Origin of the sequence: Sediminispirochaeta smaragdinae DSM 11293 (assembly GCF_000143985.1) — a bacterium.
GTDB classification, from domain to species: Bacteria; Spirochaetota; Spirochaetia; order DSM-16054; family Sediminispirochaetaceae; genus Sediminispirochaeta; species Sediminispirochaeta smaragdinae.
Window position 1 is genome coordinate 1,198,286 of the sequence record NC_014364.1, and the last position, 20,241, is coordinate 1,218,526.

Annotated in this window: 23 protein-coding genes; 9 read left to right on the forward strand and 14 right to left on the reverse strand. The window is 50.0% G+C overall.

The window, feature by feature from the left end:
• Positions 1 to 127 precede the first annotated feature (127 nt).
• From SPIRS_RS05730 to SPIRS_RS05770, 9 genes are all read right to left on the reverse strand, one after another.
• On the reverse strand, positions 128 to 946 hold the full coding sequence (locus tag SPIRS_RS05730; RefSeq protein WP_013253732.1) for an SDR family oxidoreductase: 819 nt from the start codon (positions 944 to 946) through the stop codon (positions 128 to 130).
• A gap of 20 nt (positions 947 to 966) precedes the next feature.
• Positions 967 to 1,539: a DUF2271 domain-containing protein gene (locus tag SPIRS_RS05735; RefSeq protein ID WP_013253733.1), complete on the reverse strand. Its 573-nt coding sequence runs from the start codon at positions 1,537 to 1,539 to the stop codon at positions 967 to 969.
• A 29-nt stretch (positions 1,540 to 1,568) separates the two neighbouring features.
• Positions 1,569 to 2,309, reverse strand: coding sequence for a twin-arginine translocase subunit TatC (tatC, locus tag SPIRS_RS05740; RefSeq protein ID WP_013253734.1), 741 nt, complete (start codon positions 2,307 to 2,309; stop codon positions 1,569 to 1,571).
• A 60-nt stretch (positions 2,310 to 2,369) separates the two neighbouring features.
• Positions 2,370 to 2,630, reverse strand: coding sequence for a twin-arginine translocase TatA/TatE family subunit (tatA, locus tag SPIRS_RS05745; protein ID WP_013253735.1), 261 nt, complete (start codon positions 2,628 to 2,630; stop codon positions 2,370 to 2,372).
• 19 nt (positions 2,631 to 2,649) lie between these two features.
• Positions 2,650 to 2,907: a twin-arginine translocase TatA/TatE family subunit gene (locus tag SPIRS_RS05750; RefSeq protein ID WP_013253736.1), complete on the reverse strand. Its 258-nt coding sequence runs from the start codon at positions 2,905 to 2,907 to the stop codon at positions 2,650 to 2,652.
• Between the two features lie 39 nt (positions 2,908 to 2,946).
• On the reverse strand, positions 2,947 to 3,513 hold the full coding sequence (locus tag SPIRS_RS05755; RefSeq protein WP_013253737.1) for a hypothetical protein: 567 nt from the start codon (positions 3,511 to 3,513) through the stop codon (positions 2,947 to 2,949).
• A 115-nt stretch (positions 3,514 to 3,628) separates the two neighbouring features.
• A complete protein-coding gene (locus SPIRS_RS05760) occupies positions 3,629 to 5,728 on the reverse strand; it encodes an aldehyde ferredoxin oxidoreductase (RefSeq protein ID WP_013253738.1) in 2,100 nt (699 codons plus the stop codon).
• 41 nt (positions 5,729 to 5,769) lie between these two features.
• Positions 5,770 to 6,474: a ferredoxin-like protein gene (locus SPIRS_RS05765; RefSeq protein WP_013253739.1), complete on the reverse strand. Its 705-nt coding sequence runs from the start codon at positions 6,472 to 6,474 to the stop codon at positions 5,770 to 5,772.
• A gap of 99 nt (positions 6,475 to 6,573) precedes the next feature.
• Complete coding sequence (locus SPIRS_RS05770) at positions 6,574 to 6,828, reverse strand: hypothetical protein (RefSeq protein WP_013253740.1); 255 nt, start codon at positions 6,826 to 6,828, stop codon at positions 6,574 to 6,576.
• 165 nt (positions 6,829 to 6,993) lie between these two features.
• Here SPIRS_RS05770 and SPIRS_RS05775 point away from each other — a divergent pair, with 165 nt between their 5' ends.
• Positions 6,994 to 7,767 (forward strand): DUF364 domain-containing protein, encoded by a 774-nt coding sequence (locus SPIRS_RS05775; RefSeq protein WP_245537708.1) that lies wholly within the window; start codon positions 6,994 to 6,996, stop codon positions 7,765 to 7,767.
• On the opposite strand, the gene SPIRS_RS05780 is transcribed toward SPIRS_RS05775, so the two are convergent.
• Positions 7,748 to 8,524, reverse strand: a complete 777-nt coding sequence (locus SPIRS_RS05780; RefSeq protein WP_013253742.1) for an XdhC family protein — start codon at positions 8,522 to 8,524, stop codon at positions 7,748 to 7,750. The genes SPIRS_RS05775 and SPIRS_RS05780 overlap by 20 nt on opposite strands.
• Before the next feature lie 155 nt (positions 8,525 to 8,679).
• On the opposite strand from SPIRS_RS05780, the gene SPIRS_RS05785 reads away from it, so the two are divergent.
• Both SPIRS_RS05785 and SPIRS_RS05790 read left to right on the forward strand, forming a co-directional pair.
• Positions 8,680 to 9,093, forward strand: a complete 414-nt coding sequence (locus SPIRS_RS05785; RefSeq protein ID WP_013253743.1) for an FMN-binding protein — start codon at positions 8,680 to 8,682, stop codon at positions 9,091 to 9,093.
• A 204-nt stretch (positions 9,094 to 9,297) separates the two neighbouring features.
• Entirely contained in the window at positions 9,298 to 10,359 is a 1,062-nt protein-coding gene (locus SPIRS_RS05790) for a dipeptide epimerase (RefSeq protein WP_013253744.1), read from the forward strand.
• A gap of 18 nt (positions 10,360 to 10,377) precedes the next feature.
• On the opposite strand, the gene SPIRS_RS05795 is transcribed toward SPIRS_RS05790, so the two are convergent.
• Genes SPIRS_RS05795 through SPIRS_RS05805 form a run of 3 tightly spaced genes read right to left on the reverse strand, consistent with a single transcriptional unit; the run spans position 10,378 to position 13,527 of the window.
• On the reverse strand, positions 10,378 to 11,472 hold the full coding sequence (locus SPIRS_RS05795; protein ID WP_013253745.1) for a serine hydrolase domain-containing protein: 1,095 nt from the start codon (positions 11,470 to 11,472) through the stop codon (positions 10,378 to 10,380).
• Positions 11,459 to 12,364, reverse strand: coding sequence for an N-acetylmuramic acid 6-phosphate etherase (gene murQ, locus SPIRS_RS05800; protein ID WP_013253746.1), 906 nt, complete (start codon positions 12,362 to 12,364; stop codon positions 11,459 to 11,461). The genes SPIRS_RS05795 and murQ overlap by 14 nt, the downstream gene beginning before the upstream one ends.
• A 23-nt stretch (positions 12,365 to 12,387) precedes the next feature.
• Positions 12,388 to 13,527 (reverse strand): anhydro-N-acetylmuramic acid kinase, encoded by a 1,140-nt coding sequence (locus SPIRS_RS05805; protein ID WP_013253747.1) that lies wholly within the window; start codon positions 13,525 to 13,527, stop codon positions 12,388 to 12,390.
• Positions 13,528 to 13,670: 143 nt separating this feature from the next.
• On the opposite strand from SPIRS_RS05805, the gene SPIRS_RS05810 reads away from it, so the two are divergent.
• From SPIRS_RS05810 to SPIRS_RS05830, 5 genes are read left to right on the forward strand one after another with little or no spacing between them, the layout of a single operon-like run.
• The gene (locus SPIRS_RS05810; protein ID WP_013253748.1) at positions 13,671 to 15,218 is read left to right on the forward strand and encodes an ABC transporter substrate-binding protein; all 1,548 of its coding nucleotides are present in this window, start codon (positions 13,671 to 13,673) and stop codon (positions 15,216 to 15,218) included.
• An 18-nt stretch (positions 15,219 to 15,236) separates the two neighbouring features.
• Positions 15,237 to 16,217, forward strand: a complete 981-nt coding sequence (locus tag SPIRS_RS05815; protein WP_013253749.1) for an ABC transporter permease — start codon at positions 15,237 to 15,239, stop codon at positions 16,215 to 16,217.
• Positions 16,218 to 16,241: 24 nt separating this feature from the next.
• Entirely contained in the window at positions 16,242 to 17,072 is an 831-nt protein-coding gene (locus SPIRS_RS05820; protein WP_013253750.1) for an ABC transporter permease, read from the forward strand.
• 9 nt (positions 17,073 to 17,081) lie between these two features.
• Entirely contained in the window at positions 17,082 to 18,068 is a 987-nt protein-coding gene (locus tag SPIRS_RS05825; protein ID WP_013253751.1) for an ABC transporter ATP-binding protein, read from the forward strand.
• Positions 18,061 to 19,026, forward strand: coding sequence for an ABC transporter ATP-binding protein (locus SPIRS_RS05830; protein ID WP_013253752.1), 966 nt, complete (start codon positions 18,061 to 18,063; stop codon positions 19,024 to 19,026). Before SPIRS_RS05825 ends, SPIRS_RS05830 begins: the two co-directional genes overlap by 8 nt.
• 7 nt (positions 19,027 to 19,033) lie before the next feature.
• Here SPIRS_RS05830 and SPIRS_RS05835 read toward each other — a convergent pair whose 3' ends face one another.
• Entirely contained in the window at positions 19,034 to 19,501 is a 468-nt protein-coding gene (locus tag SPIRS_RS05835) for a GNAT family N-acetyltransferase (RefSeq protein WP_013253753.1), read from the reverse strand.
• Between the two features lie 29 nt (positions 19,502 to 19,530).
• Between SPIRS_RS05835 and SPIRS_RS05840 the strand changes: the two genes are divergently transcribed.
• Positions 19,531 to 20,040: a GNAT family N-acetyltransferase gene (locus tag SPIRS_RS05840; RefSeq protein WP_013253754.1), complete on the forward strand. Its 510-nt coding sequence runs from the start codon at positions 19,531 to 19,533 to the stop codon at positions 20,038 to 20,040.
• The last annotated feature ends 201 nt before the right edge of the window (positions 20,041 to 20,241 follow it).

A 20,241-nucleotide genomic window follows, 5' to 3' on the forward strand; every position in this document is an offset into this window, starting at 1 on the left:
GCCGAAATCCTGGTGGGCCGGCAGGCCTTTCCTTATCTTGCGCATAATCTTTTGCCGGGTCGATCCATCACATCGATCCGGCAGATTATGTACAATCCATGGATCGGAAAACAACTCAGTTATAGTATTATATATTGTCCGCCAGAAATCCACCGTCGACAGGAATGGTCACGCCGGTGACGAAGCCGGAGGCCTTGTTCGATGCAAGGAAAAGAGCTGCACCTGCGAGTTCCTGTACTTCACCGAAACGGCCGTAAGGGGTCCGTTCTATGATTGCTTTCCCCCGTTCCGTGAGTTCCCCACTCGCCTGATCCACAAGAAGAGCCCTGTTTTGCCGCCCCAGAAAGAAGCCCGGTGCAATACCGTTGACTCTGATCTTGTAGGGCGCAAACTCTTTAGCGCTCGCCATGGTGAGGTTGAGGACCCCGGCCTTTGCCGCATCGTAGGCCCATACGCCGGAGAGTGGGGTATAGCTTGCCATGGACGACAAATTAATGATGCTTCCCGGCATATCTTTTTTGATCCACCACGTTGTGATAACCTTTGTAGGAACAAGCAGCCCTGCGACAAGGTTGAGTTCCATAACCGTTTTAAACTGATCAATGTCGGTATCGACAAAGGCCCCTTTTCCCTTGTTGCCACCCACACCATTTACCAGAATATCGACCGAGCCAAAATGGTCGATACATGCTTCCAGCGCCTTTTGGGTTTCGGTCTCGTTTCCCGTATCTGCTAGTACGGTTTGTAACGTTTTATGGGCGCCGGGGAATGTTGCTTTGAGGCTCTTCGACACGTTCTCCATGCTGGTACTGCTTCGGTTCCAGAGCGAGACCTGTGCGCCTGCTTTCAGATATGCTTCGGCAAGGGCCGAAGCTATGGCACCTCCTCCCCCGGTGATGACGACCGTTTTTCCTGTAAGGCCAAACATATCGTTGAGATACTGCATGAAAAGGGTTCCTTGCTTCTTTAGGGAATGAATTCTACCTTTGCACGGCCGATCATGCCGTGACCTTTCTCATCCTTCCCAAAATACCGTGCCCATGATGTCGCATGATCTTTACTGCTTCCGATGGTAATGGTTCCCTTCTGGAGGATGCGGCTTCGCCACCCTGTTGCTCCCTCGACGAAGAAATGATAATCACCATCCGGCACGGGGTTCCCGTCCTGATCGGTACAGTCCCATGTGTACGATAATTCGCCCTGGTCAGGGGTAGGACCCGATACGGCATCGATCTCATCGGCCCCCATGCCTTCGGGATCGGCCGATTCAACCCAATTGGAAAGAACACCCGTTTGCTTCTTCCATCCCTCTTTCGAGGTGAAATCTGTTACAAAGAGGGTTTTCACATGGTGTTTCTGGCTGTCTTCGATCCAGACGGCAAACTGATTACTGCTTTGCCCAAATTGGCGGATATAGGTGAAGGTTAGCGTTAGCTTTCGTGTTTCCGTTGTGCTTTCGGCCGATAGAGCACTGTTGCCCTGCCAAAGTGAAAAGAGCATAAGTCCGGTAAACAGCATGGAAATTTTTGTTCTACACATCTGAATGAAAAACCTCTCTTTTGCAATCTTTATGCATGTGTTTCCGCAAGTGCTTCTTCTTTTTGCTTTCGCTTCTCGAAGATCATTGCCAAGAGAACGGAAAGTTCGTAAAGGACGAACATGGGGCCTGCCAGAAGAATTTGGGAAACGACATCGGGTGGGGTGAGAATTGCCGCCATGACTACAATTCCGAGAAGGATATATTTTGCAGCCTGTTGCAGCTTTTTGTGATTGACAAGTCCAACTCGGGTAAGAATGACGACGACGATGGGGAGTTCAAAGGCAACACCGAAGGCAATCATGATGGAACTGATAAAGCCGATATAGTTTCCAAAGGAGAACATAGCGGTAATCTCCGGTGTTGAATACTTTAAAAAGAAGGTCAGGGTGATCGGTAATATTATCCGGTAGGAAAAGAAGGCTCCGGTAATGAAAAAGATTGTTCCGAAGATGATGGTAAAGCCGAGGGCGGCTACTTCCCTTTTTTCAAGCCCCGGTTTTACAAATCGCCATATCTGAAAAAGAATAACCGGTACGGAAGCAATAATCCCCATGGTAACAGATATCTTGATATAGGCAAGAAAGAGCTCCGGCGGCGTCAGATAAACAAACGTAAGCCCCTGTGCCGGCTTTTTGAGAACCTCTACCGCCGGTTCGACAAAGTAATAACCGATACCGGAAAAGAGAACGATGGAAATTGCAATGTAAAAAAGTCGCTTTCGCAACTCCGAAAGATGTTCGAAGAACGTCATGCGCAGATCATTACTCACTGAAATCTATTCCTCTATTGGCCCCTTCCCACCTTCAAAAAAGGGCGGGAAGGGCAAGCGTTAGTTGCTTTCGGCCTTCTTCTTTTTCTTTGCGCGCCTCCGGCTGGGAGACTGGGGGGCCTCTGTTATCTGTTTGGGATCTTCCGAGCGTTCATCTTCGTTCTGAAGCTCATCATCTTCACCCTTGCTTCCCTTTTTGAATTCCCTGATCGTTTTGCCAATGGCCTTTCCAATTTCGGGTATCTTTTTAGGGCCGAAAATCAACAGGGCAATTGCCAGAATAAGAATGAGCTCAAAGGGCCCAAACCTTCCGATAAACATAGTATCCTCCTTGGGACCTTTACTTCTGTTCTTCTTTACTGCTCACCTGGGCTACCGTTGCCTCGGAGGTTTCCGGCTTCGGAACCTGCCCGGCAGGTGCCTTTGTTTCGTCAAGGCTCAATTCTTCGGTTAGCTTGTTTGAGTGAGCCCTGAATTCTCGTATGGCGCTTCCCAGGGACTTCCCTATCTCCGGTAGCTTTTTCGGGCCAAAGATAAGAAGTGCTATGACAAAAATAAGGATCAGTTCCATGGGGCCGAGCCTTCCAAATCCAAACATACTATTACCTCCTGGGTAAAAATCCTATTTGAGATGGCTTTAGGGGTTGAGCGCCTGCCCTACCTCATTCCATTCCGTTAGATATTTTGCATGATCAAAGGTGAGAGACTGCTGTGAGTAAAGATATTCTTCTCCATTCGAAGCGGTGTAATATTGAATATCGCTGTACTCCCTCTCTTCTTTCATAAGTGTCAATGTGGCAGTCAATTCCGTATCGCTCAAATTAAAGGGGCTCTGCTTGAAAAGCCTTTTGGCAGTTGCCCTGGGATAGAGCTTTGAATCCCTGCGAATCTGATCGGCAATCATCTTTGCACTATCTTTTTCTTCGGTGTTAACAAGGATATCGGCATAGGAATCGGACATATACTGCGAGCTGTACAGGTAAGAGTCTTTCTTTCCTTCCTTTAACTTGATGTCCGTCTCCTTGTTTTCTTCAAGAAACGTTAGGAACCGCTCGACGACTGCCTCTTTTGTCTCTCCGTCGGGAAGCACATCTTCAGAGATAAGTGTGGGTAACTTACTCTTTCGAAAAAGATGCGCCGCTTTCGTCTCTTCTTGTATATCTATAATGATTGATTTAATAAGAGTCTGGCTGGAATCTTCCATGGTTCCTCGTACCTCAATAATAGAGCGAAATGCCCTTTTTCACAATACCCAAACCGAATGAAAAAGGGAAAGGCCTTACGGCCTTGCCCTTTTATTATTACATTGTTTCTTCGCCTTATGCAGGAAGCAGGCCTTTGCTTGCGAGCTCATCGGCTACGTCTGCAAGGCCAAGATCTTCCAGGGTTGCCCTGGTCGGAGCTCCGGTTTTCTTGTCCCAACCGAACTCTTCGTAGAGCATATCCTTCGCAAGTTCCATATCTTCTCGATCCAGTTTATTGGTCCCCTTATCGTAGGGCTTTTTGTCTTTATCTGCATCAAAAACCCATTTTGGGATCAGATCGTGCTCGTTACGCATATTCATGGTATTCATCTGGCGCATGGTTATCGCACGATGCAGGGTAATAAGCTTGAGAGCCTCTTTATCGAGTTCTGCCTCACTGATCTCTTTTCCTGTTGCGAGGGTATAGTATTTTGATTCCATTGCCGTGTCTCCCCTGTAACCCTTTTCCTTAAGAGGAGATACCGTCATTGGCCACATCCAGTTACAGAGTGTCAGCGAGTCGTGGAGGAAATTCCGTTTTAGGGACCAGGCGGCAAATACGGCCTTTGGTTTGTTCATCGGGGTATAGTGTCCCGGTTCATCAATAGCTTCTCCGCCACCCCATACTTCGGCCGCGATTTCTTTCTGGATTTCAAGGGGAAGGCCGCTGCCGAGGAAGTTGTTGTGGGAGTGGTTCTGGGCGTCTCTGTTCTTGATCAGGTTTACCAAGGTTCCCACCTGGGCGTCCGCCTCGTTGGAGTGGTGATGTGGATACCCGAAGTCCTTGTTCCACAGCCCATATGCTTCTTCGTCCCAGTAGTCGTCCCCGAAACCCCAGCGTTTTGCAAGAAGGTAGGCACCGTCAGCCATGTGGGAGAACTCTCCTTCCTTCATTGCAATTCTTTGATAGAAATCGAGGAGGAAGGCCGGGTCGCCTGCTTCAAGCAGATCGAAACGAATGCTGTCGTACTCGGCTTTGGGGAGAACCTTTTTCAGGATACCCTTGTTGTAGGCATAGTTGAAGTCTCTTCCGATCTGGAGGTAATTACACCATATTCCGTAGTCGTTGGTAATCTGTGCCCCCAGGGCTCTTGCGATCATGAGACCTTCTCCGTTCATGTCCTGGACGCCCTTTATCATAACGGCACCGGGAGAGAAAAAGCCGACACAGGTGCTGGAGACGTAGGGAGGGTATCCGTACTGTTCCAGTTGAGGGATTTTCATCTGGGAATGGCACCTGATGGGACAGCTGGCGCAGCCACCCATACGGACGGTGTACTTTTCCGCCACGTCGGTAAGGTCGAGAATACTCTTAAGGGTCCTAAAACCGATCCTGTTGATATCCTGAGGTGGGTTCGTTCCCGTTTTTACGGGAGGTTCGGCAGCACCCCAGTATTTGTCTTCGGCAGAGGTCCAACGGGTAGCTGGATTGTTGAATTCGGCCCAGGGCTGGGGAAACTTCGGCACAACATGCTGGTTGTTGGCACCGATGACGGTGAGATTTTCTCTCATCAGACGCATCCATGCGCCCTTGTCTCCGGCTATCTTTACCGACTGGGTACCACGGACACCTATGGCTTTGAGCATCTTGGAACCCATAACATCTCCCAGCCCTCCGCCGTGGTGGCTCGAGCCGGTTCTGATAAAGGATATGGGAATGAGGTTTTCTCCCGCCTGACCGATGACCGCTGACTGGGCCTGATCTCCCAGTTCTCCGGCAATCTCAGCCATGGTGTAGAAACACCCTTTGCCCCACATCATCGATGCATCTTCAATAGAAACTTCGTTGTCATTGATCTTGATCCAAACGGGAGAGGATGCCTTCCCCTCAACGATGACGGCGTCCCATCCTGCATATTTCAATTCCGAAGCGAAGTATCCGCCGAAGTGGCTGTTGATAACGGCGTTGTATTTGTTCCAGCTGGCAAGAGAAGTGATTGTCATTCTCCCGCTGCAAAGAGCCCCTGTTCCTGTAAGGGGACCGGTCGAGAAGACCATTTTATTCTCGGGGTCGTGTGCTTTGGTTCCTTCGGGAACCTCATCCCACATAACCTTATACCCAATTCCCGATCCGCCGATGTAATCGTAATATTTGGAAGAATCTTCCGCTGATATTTTTCCTGTAGAAAGGTTAACCCGCAGGATTTTTCCTGCCCATCCACCTAATGTAGCCATGTGTCATTGCTCCTTATTTCAATACTCAGAATAAAATCGAACTACGCCTGAAGCGCCTTCTCAAAGCCCTGCTTTTTATAGAGCTCTATTGCATCTTCCCAGCTTACAAAGGTGAGTGCGCTGTTCGGACAACCGGCAACACAGGCTGGGTGGCCATAGCAAAGAAGACACTTTGTCGATTTCTTTCTCTCGGGATCCACCGTTGCCATGCCAAAGGGGCAGGCGCGTTCACAGGAACCACAACCGATACAGATATCGGTATTTACCACCCTTGCACCGGTATTTTCATCGGTACTGATTGCCTGAACCGGGCAGGCATTGGCACAATAGGGCTCGGCACACTGCTTACAGGTTTCTCCGTTGAGTTTGAAGTTACCCATCTGTCCGTCCCTGTAGGCCCAGGCCATGGTAACTCCGCTTTTTCCGTAGTTGAAATTCCTTCCTATCTTTACTCGAGCAATGTAGGGATGCACTTTCCCGTCGTTGGAGACGGTACAGTTTATTTCACACCGCTTACAACCGGTACAGAGTCTGGAGTCGTGGATGATGGCTCCTGATGCTGTCTCATAGACCCGGATTTCCGGACCGATGTTTTTCTTTCCGGTTGAAAGACGATACACCAGCGCTCCGACGGCAATTCCCGCCACACCGGCACCGCTGATTTTAAGAAATTCCCGTCGCGCTATTTTCCGTTCTAGCAATTTCTCCTTTTCTTCGTTAGGTTTTTCTTCTTTTTTTTCGGCCATGTTGTTACTTCTCCCTTATTAAGCTTAACGCGTGTACACATCATCAGAGTATCACCTGCATATTTATTATATGCATTGGGAAATCTGATGTGATGCTGTTCACGATATTAGCTTCTCTCTTTGTTCCCTTTCCTCTGCATCCCGTACCTTTTTCCGCGTTACCGGACTCCGGAACATCTTCCAATAGCAGAAGATATTTTTCGATTCGATGTCGTAAAGATAGGCTTGAGCGTCGATTTCCCGATCGAAGCTCATGAAGATCCCATCTCCCACGACATAGTATCCCTCCGGGCCTTTTTCAACCCTTAGTTTGCCGTCGGTATCTACAGTTTCTCCATCGCTGAATTCTATCATGGCACCTCCTTCATTATTGAGATCATTTCACATAATACATGACTTTAGAAAAATAAATTCTATAATTTCACAATATTTACTTTTTTATCGATTTGTCAAGGATAATCGTTTGCACAGAATGAAGAAAAGCTTACAATTTTTGTTGTCTTTGATATGATACCCGCCATGAATGAGATGAGCATTGAAGTTGCGCTGGTTGAATGCGCTGCTGCACGGGCAAAGGGGAGAAGAATACAGTCGATCTGTATCGGCTATAACGTAACCATAGTGGAGCTTGACGACGGATCCATGGGTACTTCGGCAATGTTGAAGGAGCCGAAGACGGGGACTGAGCATCATGTGGCGGAAGCAGGAACCTTGGTTGGGGCAAAGGCCGACAAGGTGATGTACTGGCTGTTGGAACATCAGGCTTCGGTAAAGCGAAATGTCGCCCTTGCCACCATCAATGCCGCTTCGGCCATGACCATGTATCCGGAAGAGCAAGGAATAACGGCATCGGATCTTCCCCTTATTCACGAGGGAGATGTGCTTGGAATTGTTGGTTACATTGCCCCTATGGTGCGGCGGATGGCCCCGAAAGCCGCGGATTTCTTTATTTTTGATAATAGCCTGAATGAGGGGGTATCGCCCCCTGAAAGGCAACCTGAATTGATTCCGAAATGCTCGGTTGTCTGCATCACCGGTACCAGCTTTTTAAATCATACCGTGAGTACCGTTCTTTCCTATTGTCGGAACGCCCGGGAGGTTGTCATTGTCGGACCAAGTACTCCGCTTTTTCCCGAAGTCTTTGCCGATACCCCAGTCACCTTTCTTGCCGGCTCCCGCTGGCCCTCAGACAAACGGGAGCAGCTATTTAGCCTATCTTCCCAGGCCGCCGGCGTACACCAACTAAGCAGGCTTATGCAGAAGGTAACGATTCCTATTTCCCGTGGTTCATGACCTCCACAAGCTGAGCAACAATTCCGACGGCGATTTCTCCCGGACTGCTTCCTCCGATCGGTATACCGATGGGACTGACCATCCTGCTTATCTTCTCTTCTTCATAGCCTTCCTGCTTGAGTTCCTTTCTGAGCTTTGCCGCTTTTGTTCCGCTTGCGATCAATCCAAGGTACTTCCACTCTTTTTTTAGAAAATAGCGGGCAAGGCGAAAATCGGTGGTATGGTCGCGGCTCACGATGACGATGTAGCTGTGGTCGTCAAGGGACAGAGCATCCTCGATCACCTTTTCGTCGAAGGAGGTAATAATGCTTTCCACACCGGGAAAGCGTTCCTCGTTGGCATACTCTTCCATCGAGTCGATCAGGACCGTCCTAAAATCCAACTCGCGGGTCATCGAATAGATCGCTTTGCCGATGTGGCCTGCCCCGCAGATGACAAGCTGCTTCCGCTTTTGAAGCGGTTCGATAAGGTAAGTGACCTTACCACCGCAGGCCATATTAAGGTCCTTGCCCAGATCCTTTTTATAGTAGCGGACCTCTCCTTCCCGGATTGCCTCCAGAGCCTCTTCCAGGGCGATATGCTCCAAGGCTCCTCCCCCGATGGTCCCAAACGTCAAATGTCGATCCCCTTTGTCCACCACAAGCATCTTTGCCCCCGGGATCTGTGGAACCGAACCTATGACCTCGACGATAGTGACAAAGGCAATAGACTCCTCGCTTTTGGCAAATTCCGCGGCAGTCAATATCAAATTATCCATATCGCTACTCCATATGCTATTCTTTGACTAGGGTTTTAGCATAAACACATGCTTTTTTCCAGATGCAGTCGTAGATTTCCCCTTTTTCCGTTGCTCATTGACATTCAAGACCGTAAAATATATACCATAGTGGTAAAGCTAACTAGGAGGATGCTATGAAGCGTACACTCGTATTGATCGGATCAATGCTTGTTATTCTTACGTTTGTAACCGCATGCGGAGGGAAGTCCGCCTTCCCCAAGGCTTCGGACAATGTTGCTGTTGCAGAAGAGGGGGCTTTCGATGCCCACGGCTGGAAGGCCAAGATTGCTATTACTTTTGATGGCGATACAATTACGAAGGTTCAGTTTGACGAATTAAATAAAAAGGGTGATCTAAAGTCTCAGGACAAGACCTATACGAGCCAGATGGAATCTGCCACCGGTGTAACCCCTGCAGCGGCCAACGAACAGCTTGCCGCCAGCCTTGTGGAAACGCAGGACCTCTCCAAGGTCGATACCGTTACCGGTGCTACCGATACCACCACGCGTTTTAAGGAACTTGCGGAAAAGGCTCTCTCAAGCCGATAGATTCGTTCCATCTCTCTTGAAAAAAGCTGCCTGGAAAAAATTTTCGGGCAGCTTTTTTTATAAAAGAGACCCTCAGCTTTCTTGGCTTATATATACGTTATCCATTTCAATGTGCAGGAGAAGAAAGATACCCCCTCTCCGTGAGCTTGATGAAAATCTTCCAGTGATAGAGAATAGGCAAAACAGCTTTTGGGGAGAAGTCAGATGAACATTACCGGATGGAAGCTTGATAGGATTTCCGTGGCATTGAAGACTCCTTTTATCACTTCGCTGAGGAGGCTGGATGCCATCGAGAATATCATTCTGACCATCGATAGTGATACTCCTTTCTCGGGGCAGGGAGGGGCCGCACCGACGGCGGTGATTACCGGTGATACCTTTGGTTCCATCACCGCTGGTATCGAGCATATCATGACTGCCATCATGGGAATGGAGATCGAAAACATCGAAGGCATCATGCAGCGGATACAGACCTCCATGGTCGGCAACAATTCGGCAAAAGCGGCTGTCGACATGGCAGTGTATGATCTATACGGTAAGCTGTATTCCGCTCCGCTCTACCGGCTTCTGGGGGGCGCACGGGACAGCCTTGCGACCGACCTCACCATAAGCATGAATGAACCGGAACAGATGGCGACAGATAGTGCAAGGGCCGCGGGTGAAGGTTTTTCGGTTTTGAAGATTAAATTGGGAAAAGACGTGGCTCGGGACTTTGAAAGGATAAAAGCGGTAAGGGATGCTGTGGGGCCTTCCATTTCGCTTCGGATCGATGCGAATCAGGGATGGACGCCGAAGGAAGCCGTCGGGCTTGTTGCGAGGATGGAGCGGGCGGGGATTAATCCGGAACTTATAGAACAGCCTGTTGCTGCCCGTGATTTTGAGGGTATGTGCTATGTCAGGGAGCGAATCCCCTTTCCCCTCGTTGCAGACGAGAGTCTCTTTTCTCCTAAGGATGCCATCGATCTCGTGAAGATGCATGCGGCAGATGGTTTCAATATCAAGCTGATGAAATCGGGAGGGATCTATAATGCCATGAAGATTGCCGCCATCGCCGAATCGGCAGGTTTATTTTGCATGGTGGGATCCATGATGGAAAGCCATACAGGCCTTACTGCTGCCGCCCATTTTGCGGCATCACGTGCCGTTGTTCGCATGGTTGATCTTGATGTGCCTCTTTTATGTGCCGAAAAGAAAGAGCATGGCGGAACGGAGTATACAGGGAGCAGTATTCGTCTACCGGCGGCTGCGGGCCTTGGTCTCGACTGAGAATCCGTTGGAGGCCTTTCAGGAAAATTCTCTGGCCAGTGCCGAGTGTAGGCTTCTCCTGAATGTTTTTATCTTATCGGCAGTTGCAGCTCTTCCGAAATGCACCCTGTTTGTCAGTAGTACCACCGTCAGATCGAGGGAAGGGTCCATCCACACGCTAGTCCCCGTGAAGCCTGTGTGTCCGAAGGCTTCGTTGCTAAAGAGTGGTCCTGCGAAAGAGTCTCGATCCTGTACCAAAAAGCCGAAGGCCCGTTTCGGTGAAAGCCCCTGGGTCTGATTCCCGGTCATCAGGCGTACACTTGCTTCGGAAAGTATGTGCTTACCGTTGAGCATTCCCTCGCAGGAAAACAGCTCCAGGAGCTTCATGACCCCTTCCGCATTTCCGAACAAGCCTGCATTGCCTCCCATGCCGTCGAGGCAGAACGCGTTCTCGTCATGCACCTCGCCTTTCAGCCACCTTTCTCGCCAGGGGCAGTATTCGGTAACGGCGATGTTCTCTTTGATTTCCTTATCGTTGCTTCTTAGGGGATTGAACATAAGGGAAGCTATTTCCCCCGGAATGGTAACCAGTTGTCTGAAAAGCTCATCCATGTTTTTGCCCGTTATCTTCCTAACCACTTCGGCAAGAAAGATATAGCCCGTGCAGCTGTATATGACCTGGGCTCCCGGTTTTACGGTCGGAGTGAGGGAAAAGAGATGCTCGATTGCCTTAGCCCGGTCGATCTCCGCTTCCGTCTCAAAGAGCTTGAATATATCGGGGACGGGGGGAAGGCCCGAGGTGTGGGTGAAAAGCTGGCCAAGGGAGATGCTGGCGGTTTCCCGCCGAAGGGAAGGAAGGAAAGCCCCGATTTCCGTATCCGGAGAAATCTTCTCCTGTTCCATGACGGCAAGGGCCGTGATGCTCGTTGCCAGGGGTTTTGTGAGCGAGGCAAGGTCGAAGATGGTTTCCGACGTCATCTCTTCTTTGTACGGATACCGTCGTCTGTATCCGGCGGCCTTGGAGAAAACAACCTTTCCATGCTGCTTTACAAGGAGCACAAAACCGGGAGTCGTCCTGTCGGCAATGGCCTCATCGAGCGTTGTTTCGATGGTTTTTTCGTTATTTTCCTGCATGCTTGAGAACCAACCCAATATGTTCTTCGTTTTGTTGAAGCAACTTTCGTGCCTCTTGTGCCGAAACCTTGAGCAGCACCGATACGATTGCCACCTTCGGCTTTCTGTCACACGCCAGGAAGGCCTGTTCTGCTACTTCGCTTGTGCAGTCGCATACCTCTTTTATAAGCCTTATGGACCTGTTTATCAGTTTACTGTTGAGCGGCATCAGGTCGACCATGAAGTTTTTGTACACCTTGCCAAGCCGTATCATTGCCGCCGTGGTGATCATGTTCAGAACCAGCTTCTGGGCGGTTCCTGATTTCATTCGTGTGGATCCCGTAATAATTTCCGGACCCACATTGATGAGGATGGTCCTGTCGGCATATGCAAATGTTCGGGAGTTGCTGTTGCTGCTGATGGCGCAGGTGACGGCTCCCTGTTCCCTTCCCCGCTTCAGGGCTCCTATGACATAGGGGGCATGGCCGCTTGCGGTGATCCCTATCACAATGTCATTGGGGCCGACCTCTTTTTCATCCATGGCGGCCCCTCCTTTTTCTTCGTCATCTTCGGCCCATTCCACGGCCCTTGTCAAGGCTTCCTGGCCTCCGGCAATAATCCCCTGAATCATTTTGGGATCGGTTCCGAAGGTCGGGGGACACTCCGAAGCATCGAGAACTCCTAATCGTCCTGATGTCCCTGCCCCTACATAAAAAAGCCGTCCGCCACGACGAAAGGCTTTGACAGCATCATCAACGACATCGGCAATGGAGTCGAGGGCCTTTTCGATGACCAGCGGAACCTTTTTGTCTGCTTCGTTTATTATTTTGAGAATCTCTATTGTCGACTTTGTATCGATATCTTGAGAAGCCGGATTTGCCTGTTCTGTCGTGAGGTTTCCCAAATAATCCATGTTCGTTATATCTCCTGTTCGTTTCAAGCTTGTGAAATTTTTCCCATCACAACAGGACAAGCGGCACCGGTTGCTGAAGGGATATTGTTTGTTTTCCCATTGATAGCAAAATAGGCCATAAGGGCAAAGGCCTCCGCCTCCTTGTAATCGCTGCTGATGCCCGCCTCTTCCCCCTTCAGTACGGGACACTGCAGATGCTTTCTCAGCGATTCCATGATGAGAGGATTGTGTACGCCTCCTCCCGTCACTACCACCCTGTCGGGATTTCGACCCAGATGCGCCGAATAGGCATGGACGATGCTGCGGACGGTGAACTCCTCGGCCGTCCGTATCAGATCTTCGTTGATCGTAAGTTTTTTCAGAAATATATCAAAAAAAGAGGACCCGAATTCTTCCCTGCCCGTGCTCTTCGGAGGTTTTTTTTCAAGGTAGGGGTGGGCCATCCACTCCTGCAGGATTGTCTCGTCTATGTTCCCTTTTCTGCCGAGGCTTCCATCCCTGTCGTACGACCATGCCCCTTTTGTGAACTCATGCACCAGTCGGTCGATAATCATGTTCCCCGGCCCGGTATCAAAGGCCACGGGATCGGCAGTCGCATCCCCGAAGAAGGTGACATTTCCGATTCCACCGATGTTCTGAAAAGCAGTGCCCGAACCAAGCCGCTCGACCATGATCCTTTCCAGGAAGGGAACCAGGGGGGCTCCCGTTCCTCCTGCAGCAATGTCGGCCGATCGGAAATCGGATACCGTCGTTATTCCTGTTCTTCTGGCAATGATCGACCCGTCTCCGATCTGCAGACTTCCCCTTGCCGTTTTTCCGCAGAATTCTGTTTTTTCAGCAATGTGATAGAGTGTCTGTCCGTGAGAGCCTATCACTGCCACATCTTCGCAACGCAGGCCTTCTTTTTTCATTAACAAAAGGGCGGCTTCGGCAAACAATTCCCCCATGATCGAATGAAGCAGGATAAGCTCCCGAAGGGAACAGCGAGGGGCTTCAAAGAGGGCAAAGATCTTTTTTTTGACCGGATCGGGAAGGCAAACATTGATTCCCTTCACATCCTTGATTGCTATTTTTGCATCATTATCATCAAAGCTTATGACGGCTGCATCAATCGAGTCCACAGATGTTCCCGACATGAGCCCGATTGCTTTTGTCCTCTTCATGCTGCAAGTATGCCGCTTTCCATAATAATTGTCAAAATGTTTTAAAATTTTTTTTCAAATAAAAAAATATTCAATAAAACTATTTTTTATTGACACTCATATCTGGCCAACCTATAATCATACAATTATAAGGGGGTAGATTAATGAAAAAAATGGCGTGGGCCTTATCCTTCTGTTTTCTGGCCTTGTCGCTTTTTGCTTCCGGTAAGCAGGAAGCCGCGCAAAAGGTGGGACCTTCGGAAAAGGTGGTGGCTGCGGACCAGACGCTTATCATCGGCACAGATGCGGAGCCTGCGGGGATTGATCCTCACAAGAGCACATCATTTTCGTCTGTTCGTGTTACGAGAAAAATCTACGAGACACTGGTTCGGACCGATGCACATATGAATATCATTCCGGGCCTGGCCGAATCCTGGGAGATACCGGAGAATACAACCTACATCTTCAATCTGAAACACGGGGTGAGGTTTCATAACGGCAGGGAGATGACGGCCGGGGATGTGAAATATTCCTTTGAGCGTATCATGAATCCGGAAAATGCCTGTATTGCAAAATCCTATTTCAAGGCGGTTTCCGATATTACCGTAGTGGACGACTATACGGTGAGGCTTTCTCTCAAAGAACCCTACGCACCGCTTCTTTCGTATCTGACGAGTGTGTATACTGCCGTCGTTCCCAGGGAAGTGGTTGAGGAAAACGGTGATCTGATGCAGGTCGCCTGCGGTACCGGTCCCTTCATGCTTGAGGATTGGGTTCCCGATAATCATATTACGCTCAAGAAAAATGGTGCGTATCACATTTCGGGAGAGCCGAAACTCGATAGTGTGGTCCTGATGGTAATGCCCGATGAATCATCCCGCCTCGCAGCCTTGCGAACGGGAGCCGTCCAGCTTACCACGCTTGGTTCCCAGAACATCGAGCTGGTTAAGAACAACCCAAATATCGTTTTAAAGAGCTATCAATCGAAGGATTATACCTTTCTCGGTTTCAACATGAATATTGAACCCTTCAGCGATGTCAGGGTTCGACAGGCGATGTCCTTGGCTGTGGACAGAAGCGAACTGGCGAAGATTGTGTTCAATGGTGATGCGGTGACCTCCGGCCCCGTTCCCCCTGCTTTCGGGAAATGGGCGCTTGATGTTAATAAGAATGATTTTTTTCATCAGGATCTCGATCGGGCAAAAGAACTTCTGGAAGAAGCCGGTTACGAGGATGGTTTTGATGTCGAAATAACCGTTCCCAGTTCTTATCCCGAAGTGGTGAGCACGGCTCAGGTCCTTATCCAGCAATTTGGAAAGATCGGTATCAGGGCGACGATACGCCAGCTCGAGATCGGACAGTATGTCGATGCCTGGAAAAAGACGGACCATCAGGTTATGGCCGGAAAGAACGGGTCAGGGACAGATCCCGATCGGGCGCTCTCCTTCTTTTTCAATACCGAAGGAAGTGCAAATGTCTGGGGTTTTTCAGACAAGGCTTTCGATGATCTGACAAACCGGGCAAAGGTGACGACCGACACCGACGAACGGGTAGCGCTTTACCTTGACGCTCAAAAGCGTCTCTTTGAGCTTTCTCCCAATCTCTTTTTCAATGCACCAATGAAATATTACTTCATACGGAGTAATGTGGAAGGGTTCAACCCGAATGTTTTCAATGAGGAGGATCTCAGAGAGGTGGTCATCTACGAATAAAAAGGGTAGGGGGTGCAGATGCTTCGCGCCCCTTCCTTTGAAGGTTCAGTCAGGATGCGTTCATATATACTAAGACGATTATTACTCTTCATACCTGTGCTCATAGGTATTTCGATTGCCGTGTTTCTTCTCATGCACCTGATTCCGGGAAATGCCGTGGACAGCCTTCTTGGGGTGGAGGCCACGGATGAATTACGCGCCCAGCTGACAAAGCAGTTTGGATTGGATCTTCCCTGGTACCGCCAGTATGCAAACTGGATAACGGGTGTGGTGCAGGGTGATTTTGGAAATTCAATCAGGACGGGAAAACCGATACTTCCGGAAATACTGGAACGGTTCAAGGTTACCTTTGAATTGTCGCTTATCGCTTCCCTAATTTCATGGATCATCGCCATTCCGCTGGGTATTCTTGCCGCTGTTAAGCGGAATACCCTTTTGGATGGTGTCGCAAGGGTTGTCGCCCTGTTCTGGGTCTCCATTCCCAATTTTGCCCTTGCGACCCTGTTGCTGCTTTTCCTTTCCTTAAAGATGAATTATTACCCGGCCTTGAAGTACGCATCGTTTTTTAGTAATCCCGTGGAAAATCTGCAGATCATGTTTTTCCCTGCCCTGGTTCTTGGAGCCATCATGGCGGGATCGGTCATGCGAATGACCAGATCCTCGGTTTTGGAGGTGCTCAGGCAGGATTTTATCAGGACGATACGGGCCAAGGGGGCGAAAGAACGGGTTGTTATTTTCAAGCATGCCTTGAAAAACTCATTTTCGCCAATCATAACCATTGTGGGTATGCAGATGGGGTATCTTCTCGGCGGAACCGTCGTAACGGAACAGATTTTCTCCCTGCCGGGGCTTGGACTTTTTATTTTGACGGGTATCAACCAACGCGACTATCCCGTCGTGCAGGGCAGCATTCTGTTTTTCGCCTTGATTTTCGGCGTCATAAATCTTCTGGTAGATCTGATATATGCCGGAGTAGATCCGAGAATCCAGTATAAATAGATTTTTCTTGATAAGGATGTACCAATGGGGCTTTTGAAAGAACTCCTACACGACAAGATCGGGAGAATAGGACTGATCGGCGTGTTTATCGTGCTGCTTACGGCGCTCTTTGCGCCTCTCATTGCCCCCCACGACCCTGTCGAAATGTTTCCCCAACTCAGAGAGGCTCCGGGGAAATCGTTTATCATGGGGACGGATAATTTCGGACGGGATGTCTTTTCCAGAATTGTGTACGGAGCGAGGGTTTCGATTATGGTCGGCCTGATTTCCGTGGGAATCGGCGCGTCGCTGGGGATTGTTCTCGGCCTTGCCGCCGGTTATTTTTCGGGATGGCTGGATAATATCATCATGCGCCTTATGGATATTTTGTTTGCCTTTCCCTCGATTCTGCTGGCCCTGTCGATCGTTTCCGTGCTCGGGCCCGATCTGCAAAATACCATCATTGCAATAGGCATCGTCAGGATACCCATTTTTACCAGAACCGTGCGGGCGGAGGTTCTGTCGGTGAAATCCCAGGAATATATTACCAGCGCGCGATCGATAGGCATCAAGGATTCCAGGATAATAATCCGGCACATCATGCCCAATATCATATCGCCGTTTCTTGTTCAGGCAACGCTTTCTCTTTCGAGCGCGATCCTGGTCGAAGCCTCCCTCAGTTTTCTTGGCCTTGGCATTCAGCCTCCCAATCCGTCGTGGGGTTCCATGCTCAATGAAAGCAGAAAGATCATGGAGCTTGCACCCTGGACCGCTCTGTATCCTGCCATTGCCATCATCCTTACCATTTTGTCATTTAATCTGCTGGGTGACAGCCTGAGGGACATCCTGGATCCCAAGCTTCGAAATATCGAGTGAGATTGCCGCATGAGTAAAAACGAATTACTGCAGATTGAAGATCTTACCATAGAACTCAGGACGAAAAAGAATCGTTACAATCTGGTCGAGGAGGTCTCCTTTTCCGTCGGCAAGAAAGAGGTTTTCGGCATCGTCGGTGAATCAGGCTGCGGGAAAAGTGTGACCGCCTATTCGATCATCAACCTTTTGACTACGCCTCCTCTTTATATCAGCCGGGGCCGTATCAATTTCGAGGGAACGGATCTTACCGAACTGTCGAACACAGAGATGCGTAAAATCAGGGGCAATGCCATATCGATGATCTTTCAGGAGCCCATGACGGCCCTTGATCCTCTTTTCACCATCGGCCAGCAGTTGAAGGAAATCCTGCGCTTTCATTACCAGCTGCCGGAAGAGGTTATGCATGAACGGGCCGTCGATATCTTGAAAAAGGTGGAGATTCCCAGGGCCGAGCAATTAATGAAGGAGTATCCTCACCAGCTCTCCGGCGGCATGCTTCAACGGGTGATGATTGCGATGGCATTGTTGAACAAGCCGAAGCTTCTTATTGCCGACGAACCTACCACCGCCCTGGATGTGACGATCCAGGCACAGATCCTCGATCTCATAAACGGATTGAAGGAGCGCTTCGATACCTCGGTCATCATGATCACCCATGATCTCGGCGTCATTTCGGAGACTTGTGACCGGGTGGCGGTCTTTTACGCCGGCCATGTTGTGGAAGTAAGTGATGTGGAGACGATTTTTTCGGATGCCATGCATCCCTATACCAAGGGACTTGTCCGATCCGTCACATCCCTTGGAGAAAAGAGGAAGGAGCTCTACACCATTCCCGGCGTGGTGCCCAGCATCGATACCATGGGAAAGGGCTGTCGTTTTTATGATCGATGTTCACGGAAGATGGAAAGATGCAGGGATGTCGTTCCCGCTCTGAAGGAATATGGCCGGGGACATATGTGCAGATGCTGGCTTTTTGAAGGATCCGAGCATGAATAAGAGCCTACTGGCCGTCGAAGGTTTGCGGAAATATTTTCCCCTGAAGGGCGGCGTGTTCAATAAGACCATCGGATATGTCCGTGCGGTGGAAGAGGTGAGCTTTTGTGTGAATAAAAAAGAAACCTTCTCCCTTGTTGGCGAATCCGGCTGCGGAAAATCCACGACTGGCAGAACCATCCTGCGTCTGGAAGAGCCCGATGAAGGCAGGATCATCTTTAACGGCGAGGATATCAACGGTTACGGGAAGGAATCGATGCGAAGGATGCGCCGGCATATGCAGATGGTCTTTCAAAACCCCTATAATTCCCTCAATCCCCGCATGAAGATCAAAGCGCTTCTTGCCGAGCCCCTTCAGACCCACACGGTGTTGTCGTCAAAAGAGATACGTGGGAAAATAGACGAGATGCTGGAGCGAGTGGGGCTTTCTGCCTCTTATAAGGAGCGCTATGCCCACCAGTTCAGCGGCGGACAGCGCCAGCGGATAAGCATAGCAAGGGCCCTGATTACCAATCCTGCCCTTGTCATTGCCGATGAGCCGACCAGTGCCCTCGATGTTTCCATTCAGTCGCAGATTATTAATCTGCTTATGCAGCTTCAGGATGAGTTGGAGCTTACCTATGTTTTCATCTCACACGATCTGAACGTGGTACGCCATATAAGCTCGGTGGTAGGGGTCATGTACCTGGGACGGATCGTGGAACAGGCTCCTACCGAAGAGTTGTTTGCCCGGCCTTCCCACCCCTATACCCAGGCGCTGCTTTCCGCGGTTCCCTCTCTTTTGCCGGGGAAAAAGAAGGAACGAATCATTCTCTCGGGTGATGTGCCAAACCCTGCCGATCCGCCGAAGGGGTGTCCCTTCCATTTGCGGTGCCGGTATGCCATGGACAGATGCAGAACGGAGTTGCCCCAAAGCGTAGCGTTAAGCGACGGGCACTGGGCCTCCTGTCACCTGCTGTAAGAGGGCCTTAGGGTCCTTTCAACAGATCACGATAGATGCCAGGATCCGATCCTTCTATGGGGACGGCTCCTACGCTTTTGCGGTAGAAATCGGCAGGGCCGACACCGCCTATGACGGCGTAGGCATAACCCGATTCCCGCATGGCCCAGAGGGCATGAAGCAGGAGTATTTCACCGATTCTCTTTCCGCGTGCTTCCTTTCTGACGCCTGTCGGACCGAAAAAGTCTTTACAGACGGCGTCGTAGGAGGCGAACCCCATGATCCTGCCCTGCTCGACGGCAATGAAGGAAGAGACCGGAAGCCTTGAGAAGGTCGCTTCGACCTGATCGGCCCAGGACCGGCTGAAATGTTCGCAAACCCATTGTGTGACCAGGCTTTTTTCCGAAGGCAGCGGCCGTTTGATGATGATTCCTCCGGCTTTGGCCGGAGCGGGGATGGGCGGAAGATCATAGAGCCTGACAAGCATGTCGAACATGGGGAGAGTATACACTCTTTGGAGGTGCTATGATAGAATCCGAAACCATGAAACAACAGATCCGCCTTGCGGCATCGGAAGAAGAATTAATTTCCTGTGCAAAATTGATGGCGGAATCGGAACCATGGATTACCCTGGGAAGAGGCTTTGAACAGACACGGAAAGCGGTGCATGATACTTCCTCCGATCTGTTCATTTCACTGGCTGGCGAAGAGTTCACCGGCTTTATCATGGTTCAGATGCAGGGGGCCTTTCGCGGCTATATAAAGTCTTTCGGCATCATGCCGTCATGGAGGGGGCGCGGGATTGGCACTTCGCTCCTGTCCTTTGCCGAGTCGTATATTTTCAAAACAAGCCCCAATGTTTTTCTCTGTGTCTCTTCCTTCAATACCTCGGCACAGGGCTTTTATGCCGCTCATGGGTATGAGACCATAGGAGAACTAAAAGACTATATCATTGACGGCTATTCCGAAATCCTGATGCGGAAGTCTGTCGGACCCTTGAGCGGTTACAGGGGGGATACCGTCGCCGGCAATTGACGCAGGCGCCAGGATTATGAAGATCTTCTTGGCCTGGAACGACTGAGCGGAAACAATTGAATGGGAAAAAACTGAATAGAAGGAAGGCGCTGTATGGATTTTTTGGCCGAGGCTGGATTGCTGCGGGAGGAAATTGTCGGCTATCGAAGATATATTCATCGCCATCCCGAGCTCGGTATGGAGACCGCCGGGACCGCTGAT

Excerpts from the sequence above, each read along its gene's own strand:
- SPIRS_RS05835 (WP_013253753.1), bottom strand. The coding sequence starts at position 19,501 with ATGTTCGACATGCTTGTCAGGCTCTATGATCTTCCGCCCATCCCCGCT.
- SPIRS_RS05810 (WP_013253748.1), top strand. The coding sequence starts at position 13,671 with ATGAAAAAAATGGCGTGGGCCTTATCCTTCTGTTTTCTGGCCTTGTCG.
- SPIRS_RS05735 (WP_013253733.1), bottom strand. The coding sequence starts at position 1,539 with ATGTGTAGAACAAAAATTTCCATGCTGTTTACCGGACTTATGCTCTTT.
- SPIRS_RS05820 (WP_013253750.1), top strand. The coding sequence starts at position 16,242 with ATGGGGCTTTTGAAAGAACTCCTACACGACAAGATCGGGAGAATAGGA.
- SPIRS_RS05795 (WP_013253745.1), bottom strand. The coding sequence starts at position 11,472 with ATGCAGGAAAATAACGAAAAAACCATCGAAACAACGCTCGATGAGGCC.
- SPIRS_RS05825 (WP_013253751.1), top strand. The coding sequence starts at position 17,082 with ATGAGTAAAAACGAATTACTGCAGATTGAAGATCTTACCATAGAACTC.
- SPIRS_RS05780 (WP_013253742.1), bottom strand. The coding sequence starts at position 8,524 with ATGGATAATTTGATATTGACTGCCGCGGAATTTGCCAAAAGCGAGGAG.
- SPIRS_RS05770 (WP_013253740.1), bottom strand. The coding sequence starts at position 6,828 with ATGATAGAATTCAGCGATGGAGAAACTGTAGATACCGACGGCAAACTA.
- SPIRS_RS05840 (WP_013253754.1), top strand. The coding sequence starts at position 19,531 with ATGATAGAATCCGAAACCATGAAACAACAGATCCGCCTTGCGGCATCG.
- SPIRS_RS05805 (WP_013253747.1), bottom strand. The coding sequence starts at position 13,527 with ATGAAGAGGACAAAAGCAATCGGGCTCATGTCGGGAACATCTGTGGAC.
- SPIRS_RS05815 (WP_013253749.1), top strand. The coding sequence starts at position 15,237 with ATGCTTCGCGCCCCTTCCTTTGAAGGTTCAGTCAGGATGCGTTCATAT.
- SPIRS_RS05750 (WP_013253736.1), bottom strand. The coding sequence starts at position 2,907 with ATGTTTGGATTTGGAAGGCTCGGCCCCATGGAACTGATCCTTATTTTT.
- murQ (WP_013253746.1), bottom strand. The coding sequence starts at position 12,364 with ATGGATTATTTGGGAAACCTCACGACAGAACAGGCAAATCCGGCTTCT.
- SPIRS_RS05755 (WP_013253737.1), bottom strand. The coding sequence starts at position 3,513 with ATGGAAGATTCCAGCCAGACTCTTATTAAATCAATCATTATAGATATA.
- SPIRS_RS05790 (WP_013253744.1), top strand. The coding sequence starts at position 9,298 with ATGAACATTACCGGATGGAAGCTTGATAGGATTTCCGTGGCATTGAAG.
- SPIRS_RS05765 (WP_013253739.1), bottom strand. The coding sequence starts at position 6,474 with ATGGCCGAAAAAAAAGAAGAAAAACCTAACGAAGAAAAGGAGAAATTG.
- SPIRS_RS05760 (WP_013253738.1), bottom strand. The coding sequence starts at position 5,728 with ATGGCTACATTAGGTGGATGGGCAGGAAAAATCCTGCGGGTTAACCTT.
- SPIRS_RS05730 (WP_013253732.1), bottom strand. The coding sequence starts at position 946 with ATGCAGTATCTCAACGATATGTTTGGCCTTACAGGAAAAACGGTCGTC.
- SPIRS_RS05775 (WP_245537708.1), top strand. The coding sequence starts at position 6,994 with ATGAATGAGATGAGCATTGAAGTTGCGCTGGTTGAATGCGCTGCTGCA.
- tatA (WP_013253735.1), bottom strand. The coding sequence starts at position 2,630 with ATGTTTATCGGAAGGTTTGGGCCCTTTGAGCTCATTCTTATTCTGGCA.
- SPIRS_RS05830 (WP_013253752.1), top strand. The coding sequence starts at position 18,061 with ATGAATAAGAGCCTACTGGCCGTCGAAGGTTTGCGGAAATATTTTCCC.
- SPIRS_RS05785 (WP_013253743.1), top strand. The coding sequence starts at position 8,680 with ATGAAGCGTACACTCGTATTGATCGGATCAATGCTTGTTATTCTTACG.